Raw genomic sequence first — 8120 nt, forward strand, 5'->3', positions numbered from 1 at the left:
GGGTTGATAATGTGATGGTTGAACGATTATGGCGGAGCGTTAAATATGAAGAGGTGTATCTCAAAGCCTACAGCAATGTTTTGGATGCGAAGAAGCAATTAAACGCATATTTTGAATTTTATAATTTGAAACGACCTCATTCGAGTCTGGACAAAATGACTCCAGATGAGTTTTACTATGACCAGCTACCACAACAAAATAAGGTAGCTTAACTAGAGCAGAGGATCACTTATAAATAAGCTTTTAGTTGTTCAAACATGTGGGACCACCTCTCTATATTTCCACCGCGTTACTTGATCAGAATAAAAGCACTGAAAAGTAATTAATGTATATTTATAGGATATTTCGGGGAATTCATGAAAAAATTTATTTTTATAGCGGTAGCTTCACTTTTTAATATTACAACAGTACAAGCAGCTGATGGTACGATTATTATTAATGGTCTAGTAACTGATAATACTTGTACGATTGATACAGGTGATAAAAACCTTACAGTGAATTTACCAACAGTATCATCTCAATCTTTAAAAAATGTAGGAGATGTTGCTGGTCGTACACCTTTTCAAATTAATCTAACAAATTGCGCTTCTGCTGGAAAAGTTGCGACTTATTTTGAACCAGGAGCAACGGTTGATTTTAATACTGGACGTTTATTAAACCAAGCCACTTCTGGTGCAGCTGCTAATGTCAATATTCAACTATTAGGAAGCAATAACGCAGTAATTCCTGTACTTGCTAAAGGGGCTTCCGGTGCACAAGATAATTCTCAATGGGTAAATGTTTCTGCTGGTGGTAATGCCGATCTTAATTATTATGCTGAATATTATGCGACTGGTGTATCTACTGCGGGTACTGTAACTTCGCAAGTAAAATACACGATTATTTATCAATAATTTAAAGGCAGCTTCTATTATTAAATAGAAGCTCTATTTCATCTATTATTTATTATTGAGAATATGACTCATGCTTTTTCGTGGTCGTAAATTTTTTTGGGGAATGGCTTGCCTTCAAGCAGTACTTGCTAGTATAGGACATGCTGAAATAATACTGCATGGTACACGCATAATATATCCATCGGATGCTCGAGAAGTCAGCTTACAACTAAGCAACAATGGTACAACACCCTCACTTGTTCAAGCTTGGATTGATGATGGAAATTCAAAATCGACTCCCGATGAGTCGAATGTACCCTTTATTATTACACCTCCTATTTCAAGAGTCGAACCAACTAAAGGCCAAACCTTACGAATTACTGCGCTACCAAGTGCTTCTCAATTAAATCAAAATAAAGAAAATATTTTCTGGCTTAACGTATTAGATATTCCCCCAAAACCAGAAGGGAAAAAACAAGTAAATAATGAACCACTACCTAATAATTTTCTTCAATTAGCAATTCGATCACGAATTAAATTCTTTTATCGGCCAGCAAATTTAAAAGAAAATATTGATACATTTAGTGAAAAAATTCAGTGGGTAAAAAATGGGGAAACATTGCTTATTAAGAATCCCACTCCCTTCTACATTACAATGAGCTCAATTTTTCAAGAAGTAAATCATCAAAAAATAGATTTATTAAAACGAGGTTTAATGCTTTCTCCTTTTTCAGAAGACCAGATAAAACTTAAAAATAGCAATATAACGAATATGAGCTTTGTTTATATAAATGATTACGGCGGGCGAATTGAAAAAACAATAAAGTTCTAAGCTTATTTACCTTTTTTGAAATTTAAACACCTATTTATGAATAGGCACAAAGACTATGTCAGAATGGTTCATACCCAGTACATGCTTTAAAAAGCGCACTAGTTATTATCTAGCATTAAGCATAGCGATTAATGTGCCCTTAACTGTATATGCATCAGACAATATGAGTGGGCAAAATATACTAAAAGCTGACTTTGATACTAACTTTTTAGTAGGAAATGCACAGAAAATTGATATTGGTCGATTTAAATACGGCAACCCTATTTTACCTGGTGAATATAGTCTGGATGTATATATTAATGGCCAATGGCTAGGTAAACGAAAGTTTCTTTTTAAAACTACAAATTCGAATGAAAATGCAAAAACCTGTTTTACAGCAGATATGCTTTTAGAATATGGCGTTAAAACAGAAATTATTCATCGGGAAGCCAATAATTTACCTACCTGTAATGATCTAGAAAAATGGGTTAATGATGCTTTTTATCAATTTGATACCTCGCGTCTGAGACTTGATATTTCGATCCCCCAGGTTGCTTTGCAAAAAAATGCTCAAGGATACGTCGATCCACGTTTATGGGATCGGGGTATAAACGCTGCTTTTTGCATACAATGCTTCTGCATATCGTATTGTAAGTAATGACCATGAAACAAATCATGCTTTTATGGGTACAAACGTCGGGATAAATCTCTATGACTGGCAATTACGCCATAGTGGGCAGTGGAAATGGCAAGATCATAACGAAATTCCAAAAAAGACTTCTTCCTATACATCAAACAATACATATGCCCAAAAAGCATTTCCTAAGTTTAATAGTGTCGTTACTTTAGGTGATTACTTTACCAATAGTAATTTTTTTGATGCCTTACCTTATCGCGGAATTAACGTAGCAAGTGATGATCGCATGCTGCCTAACAGCATGCTTGGATATGCGCCACAAATTCGGGGTTATGCAAAGACTAATGCAAAAGTTGAAGTGCGCCAACAGGGAAATTTAATTTATCAAACTACCGTTTCTCCTGGAAGTTTTGAAATTAATGATCTTTATCCGACAGGTTTTGGTGGTGAACTACAAGTTTCTATATACGAGACGAATGGAGAGATTCAAAAGTTCTCTATTCCCTATGCTTCTGTAGTAGAGATGCTTCGCCCAAAGATGAGTCGTTATTCTTTTACTCTAGGACAATTTAGAGATGCTAATATCAATTTAAATCCATGGCTAGTACAAGGTAAATATCAACGAGGCATTAATAACTATTTAACAAGTTATACTGGGTTTCAGGCAACCGAACACTACCAGTCTTTTCTAATAGGTAGCGCATTTGCAACTCCAATTGGTGCAATTGCAGTTGATGCAACTCAATCGAAAGCTAATTTTGATCAAAAACCAACACTAAAAGGGCAAAGTTATCGTTTAAGTTATAATCGACTATTTACGCCAACGAATACAAATTTAACTTTAGCAACCTACCGATACTCGACCGAAAATTATTTGAAATTAAGAGATTCAATTTTAATTCAAGATTTACAACAACGAAATATTGATAGTTTTTCTGTAGGAAAACAAAAAAGTGAATTTCAGATCACATTAAATCAAAGTCTTCCAAATCAATGGGGCAATTTTTATTTAGTGGGTTCATGGATTAATTACTGGAATCAGCCTAATCGCAATCAACAATTTCAATTTGGTTATAGTAATCAATTTAAAGATTTGACTTACAGCATTTCTGCAATTACTCATGAGCTTGATCTCGAAGATCAACAGACTAGTCACGAAACGCAGTATTTATTGTCTTTGTCTTTTCCACTCAAATTTAAGAAAAACACAATTAATTTTAATAGCTCTATTTCTGAAGATAGCAAAACTCTAGGGATGAGTGGTTATATCGGAAACCGCTTTGATTATGGCACGTCCATTTCATACCTAGATCAAGGACAAAGCAGTGTAAATATTAATGGTACCTACCGTAGTAATTACACAACTATAGGTGGGTCATTTAGCCAATCCAATGCATATCAGCAGGAAATGATTAATTTAAATGGAAGTGTGGTTGCTCATTCTCAAGGGCTTTTATTTGGACCAGATCAAGTGCAAACCATGGTATTGGTCTATGCCCCCGAAGCCACAGGTGCCCGAGTCGGCAATACATCTGGACTAAACATTAATAAACATGGTTATGCTGTAATCCCTTATGTTACGCCCTATCGCTTAAATGACATTAGCCTTGACCCTCAAGGGATGCCATCAAATGTTGAGCTTTCAGAAACAAGTCACCGTATTGCACCTTATGCAGGATCAATAACCAGAGTCAATTTCTCCACAAAAACGGGCTATGCACTTTTTATTAGTACTCAAACTCCTAATGGTGGTCACCTACCATTTGCTGCACAAGTGTTTAACCAGAATAACGAAGTAGTTGGAATGGTAGCCCAAGGTAGTCGTATTTATTTACGTACGCCCCTGTCTCATGATCATCTTTATGTGAAGTGGGGAGAAAGTAATACCGAAGAATGTCAACTTGAATATGACATTCAATCAAAAATCTCACAGGAAAAACAATCAATTATTATGACAGAGGCAATCTGCAAATGAAAAAAATACTTATTCAGAGTGGTTTATTAATCACTAATTTCTTTATTTCCAACCAAGCAAATGCAAACTGTACTTTAAGTAAAGGTTTTACTACAGTTGATATTCCAATAACGATTGGCACCATTGTGGTTCGTCCAAATGATCCTGTAGGCACAGTTTTACAAAAGAATACTTTTACCATTTCACCCAATAATTCTACTGCAACGTGTAACCGCCCTGGTGACCAAATTATAGCGGCTCTACCTCTAAATTATCCAATTAGTCCAATAGGCAATAATGTTTACGCCACAAATATACCGGGTATAGGTATTCGAATTTACCGTGAGGCAACTGACTCTTCGAACTCTTCTGGTTATTACCCTTATAAGCTTACATTGACGCCTCATACAGCATATACACTTTCGCCAGGCTATATTGTTTTGGAAGTGATTAAAACTGCTACCACTACTGGTTCTGGTGCATTAGTGGCTGGCCGTTATAGTACTTACTATGTAACAGGTCAACAAAATCGCCCCTTCTTAACGACTACAGTATTAGGTAGTTCACCTATTCTCATTGCATCATCATCTTGTGAAATTCAAAATGGCGTAGATACGGTTGTTGAACTTCCGACTGTGACAAAATCAGGCTTTCGAGCTATCGGAACAACTCAAGGTGAGAAAAACTTTAACCTATCCATTCTTTGTAATGGTGGCGAGAATAACTCCGGTATACCTACAAGTAACACATTGAGTTTAAGCTTTGACTACAATTCCGATGCTGCAAACAGTCAGGTTATTAGTAATAGTGCTGCTGAATCAACTAAAGCGAACGGTGTTGGTGTAGAACTTCTATGGAATATGAATGGTGCAAATAGTACGATTCAAAAAGGAAATAAACTAGGTATTGGTACTATAGGCTCCAACCAAACAGTTCAATATGATGTGCCATTAACTGCACGTTACTACCAAACTGCTGCCAATGTAACGGCGGGAGAAGTCAAAGCTAATGCCACCGTCACGATTCAATATGATTAGAGGCAATTTCATTCTTTCTGACTACTGAATCTTAAGAAGAGGTAGTTAGATACGTTGAAGAATAAAGTTATTTGACTAATTTTTAACTAATACTAAAAGAATCATTTTTTGATATAAATTATTTTTTAAATTTTACTAACAAATAAATTAAAAAAATGCTCATAAGCGAATAAAGCCAATGAGCATTAGTGATAACCACTTAACCTGAAATACAAATTGTGGGAAATAGATCACAATTTGCATGACTATAATTTCAAAATTTAGCTTAAATATCAAGTCTTTTTTTTAACAAAAGTTTGATAAAACTATTTAACCAGTTAATTTTAAACAAAAATTAATTAAAAATAAAATTTAGAAACCCTATTCTACAGACTTTCTAAAGAATTATCATTCGATTAATTAAGAAAATATGAATTTTATAGCGATTAATTTGCAGTAAAATTAAAAAGTCGTTTAGGTAGAATGTTTGAGTTAAAGCCCTAACTTCAAATTATGTAATTTTCTGAACTATAAAGCTTTACATAACCTATAAGAAAAAAAACATAAATAAATCGGGAAATATTCTTCAATTACAGCCTAAATCCCAGTTTTTATTACAAAACAGCATGCTTATTTTTTGGAAAATCTTTTGCATTTTATTATTAAGTTTAGGGGCTTTCGGAGTTGGTTTAGGTATTAGTCATTTAGATTTTTTCTTATTTTTTATTGGTATACTTTTTCTATTGTGTTTTTTTCTAGCCTTAAAGCAAGCGCGTGAAGATGCAGGGATTTTTCCCGATGAATAAAAATCTCTTTAATTTAATAGGTAGATAAGAAAAAAAAGAGTTAAACAAAATTTAAACTCTAAATGGTTCAAAACAATTTAAAAGAAAATCCATCACTACTCTTACCACAGCACTACTCCTTAGATCTTCATGGATGACCAACCAAATTTCAGCGCTCATTGGGTCATTATCTGGTAATTTTATCAAATTGCCTTGTTGACCTAAAAAGTCAGGTAGTACGGCTAAACCTACTCCTCCACATGCAGCTCTCCATTGCAACTCAGGATGATTAGTAACCATGAGCGGGTCTTTATTATTCAATTTTTCTTTTAATTTTTGTTGTTTCTGTCCATGTACACCACCGACCTCCACACTAATCCACTCATAATTTTCTTGATTCGTTGAAGCCAAATAACTTGAGGTAGCATATATTCCAAAAGGGATTTCTCCGACTTTACGAGCAACTAAATATTCATCTTTAGGTCGCCCAAACCTTACAGCAATATCAGCCTCTCTATGCTGCAAAGATACATAATGAACATCTCCAAGTACACGCAGTTTTAATTGTGGATAATGACGATAAAACTTTCCGAGATGAGGCATGATTAGATGAGCAGCAGTTAACGGAGGCATACTAATAGAAACAGTCCCCGTAACCTCCTGCTGTCCAGCCAGAGCAAGCCTCTCAATAGAAAACGTCTCTTCCATCATACGTGCCACTACTTGGGCAAGCTGCTCGCCTTCAGATGTTAAAACGTAAGTGAGAGGTGGATCAGGAAATTTGAACAACACTTATAAGTGATATTTTGCTCCCCAAATGATGTTATAAACATCAATATATGGAGTATTTTATGGCACGTAGACCAAGAAGAAATCATTCAAATGATTTTAAAGCTAAGGTAGCACTTGCTGCGATTAAAGCAGAAAAAACACTTGCTGAATTGAGTGCTGAATTTGATGTTCATCAAAACCAAATTATCGACTGGAAAAATCAACTGATTTCAGCTTCCTCGCAAGCTTTCGATCAATCAAAAGCTCCAACAGAACCACCCATCGATCTAAAAAAACTACATGCAAAAATCGGTGAGCAGGCATTAGAAATTGATTTTTTAGAAGGTGTGTTGAAGAAACTGGGCCGCTTCAACCACAAAAGTTAATCGATGACTCACTTCAGATTTCAGTATCTAAGCAAGCTCAGCTGCTGAAAGTCTCCCGTGGTTGTTATTACTATCGCCCAAAACCTGTGAGTGCATCAGATCTGAAGCTGATGCGGTGTATGGATGAGTTACATATGCAATACCCTTTTGCAGGTAGCCGTATGATGCGTGATTTGTTGAATCGTCAAGGACATCATATAGGACGACGTCATACACGTACTTTAATGAAGAAAATGGGCATTAATGCGTTATATTGCAAACCAAATTTAAGCCAGGCTAATCAAGCTCACCGCAAATATCCATATCTGCTCAAAGGATTGGCTATTCAGCGCAGTAATCAAGTGTGGTCTACGGATATAACGTATATCCCTATGGCAAAAGGCTTTGTTTATTTATGTGCTGTGATTGATTGGCATAGCCGCAAGGTACTTGCGCATAGAGTATCGATTAGTATGGAGGTTACATTTTGCATAGAAACATTAAATGAAGCTATTGAAAAATATGGTCGACCTGAAATATTTAATACAGACCAAGGCAGTCAGTTTACCAGTGATGCATTTATTGATGTATTGAAATCAAATGACATCCAAATCAGCATGGATGGTAAAGGTCGATGGGTTGATAATGTGATGGTTGAACGATTATGGCGGAGCGTTAAATATGAAGAGGTGTATCTCAAAGCCTACAGCAATGTTTTGGATGCGAAGAAGCAATTAAACGCATATTTTGAATTTTATAATTTGAAACGACCTCATTCGAGTCTGGACAAAATGACTCCAGATGAGTTTTACTATGACCAGCTACCACAACAAAATAAGGTAGCTTAACTAGAGCAGAGTATCACTTATAAATAAGCTTTTAGTTGTTCAAACATGTGGGACCACCTCT

At 35.5% G+C, this 8120-nt stretch carries 6 protein-coding genes and 2 pseudogenes; 7 read left to right on the top strand and 1 reads right to left on the bottom strand.

Features of this window, described 5'->3' with window-relative positions; all coding sequences use genetic code 11:
- From J678_RS22580 to J678_RS22600, 6 genes and pseudogenes are all read left to right on the top strand, one after another.
- A partial coding sequence (locus J678_RS22580; RefSeq protein ID WP_032027550.1) for an integrase core domain-containing protein occupies positions 1–212 on the top strand: 212 nt, incomplete at its 5' end.
- 144 nt (positions 213–356) lie between these two features.
- On the top strand, positions 357–893 hold the full coding sequence (locus J678_RS22585) for a fimbrial protein (protein ID WP_017392882.1): 537 nt from the start codon (positions 357–359) through the stop codon (positions 891–893).
- A gap of 70 nt (positions 894–963) precedes the next feature.
- The gene (locus J678_RS22590; protein WP_017392883.1) at positions 964–1704 is read left to right on the top strand and encodes a molecular chaperone; all 741 of its coding nucleotides are present in this window, start codon (positions 964–966) and stop codon (positions 1702–1704) included.
- A gap of 55 nt (positions 1705–1759) precedes the next feature.
- Positions 1760–4295, top strand: a pseudogene (locus tag J678_RS0104750) (fimbria/pilus outer membrane usher protein).
- Positions 4292–5311: a fimbrial protein gene (locus J678_RS22595; RefSeq protein ID WP_017392884.1), complete on the top strand. Its 1020-nt coding sequence runs from the start codon at positions 4292–4294 to the stop codon at positions 5309–5311. The pseudogene J678_RS0104750 and the gene J678_RS22595 overlap by 4 nt, the downstream one beginning before the upstream one ends.
- Before the next feature lie 605 nt (positions 5312–5916).
- Positions 5917–6096 carry a hypothetical protein gene (locus tag J678_RS22600; RefSeq protein WP_002049890.1) on the top strand — a complete coding sequence of 60 codons (180 nt, stop codon included), beginning with the start codon at positions 5917–5919 and terminating at the stop codon, positions 6094–6096.
- A 51-nt stretch (positions 6097–6147) separates the two neighbouring features.
- Here J678_RS22600 and J678_RS22605 read toward each other — a convergent pair.
- Positions 6148–6843, bottom strand: a pseudogene (locus J678_RS22605) (LysR family transcriptional regulator); the annotation flags it as partial.
- 71 nt (positions 6844–6914) lie between these two features.
- Between J678_RS22605 and J678_RS23500 the strand changes: the two are divergent.
- Positions 6915–8059, top strand: a protein-coding gene (locus J678_RS23500) for an IS3 family transposase (RefSeq protein ID WP_085944219.1) whose coding sequence is annotated in 2 segments (ribosomal slippage) — positions 6915–7179 and positions 7179–8059 — 1146 coding nt in all. Because the reading frame shifts where the segments join, the coding sequence is not laid out codon by codon here.
- Positions 8060–8120 lie beyond the last annotated feature (61 nt).

Origin of the sequence: Acinetobacter sp. 1424608 (assembly GCF_000588255.1) — a bacterium.
Lineage (GTDB): Bacteria > Pseudomonadota > Gammaproteobacteria > Pseudomonadales > Moraxellaceae > Acinetobacter > Acinetobacter nosocomialis.